The 530-nt window shown below is 45.5% G+C and carries 1 protein-coding gene; it reads left to right on the forward strand.

The genetic code is table 11. The features are described 5' to 3' along the window. On the forward strand, nucleotides 1-530 hold a 530-nt coding region (locus FND99_RS20125), incomplete at both ends, for a SprB repeat-containing protein (RefSeq protein ID WP_211356650.1).

Genomic DNA, 530 nt, shown 5'->3' on the forward strand with positions numbered 1-530 from the left:
GGATCAGCGACAGTTGGCGTTACGGGAGGAACAGGAGCATATTCTTATTCTTGGTCTCCGTCAGGCGGAACTTCGGCAACAGCTATAGGACTTGCCGCAGGAAAATACACCGTAACTATTACAGATGCAAATTTGTGTACTACAACACAAAGTTTTACCATTACAGAACCAGATGCTTTAGTGGCAACTGCAGATTCTCAAACAAATATTGCTTGTCATGGTGACAAAACAGGATCAGCGACAGTTGGCGTTACAGGCGGAACTGGAGCATATTCGTATTCTTGGTCTCCGTCAGGCGGAATTTCGGCGACAGCCACAGGACTTGGCGCAGGAAAATACACCGTAACTGTAACCGATGCAAATTTGTGTACAACAACACAAAGTTTTACAATCACTGAACCAGATGCATTAGTAGCATCAGCAGATGCTCAAACAAATATTGCTTGTCATGGTGACAAAACTGGATCAGCGACAGTTGGCGTTACAGGTGGAACAGGAGCATATTCTTATTCTTGGTCTCCGTCAGGCGG

The sequence above is a fragment of the Flavobacterium daemonense genome (assembly GCF_007341385.1).
Classification (GTDB): Bacteria; Bacteroidota; Bacteroidia; order Flavobacteriales; family Flavobacteriaceae; genus Flavobacterium; species Flavobacterium daemonense.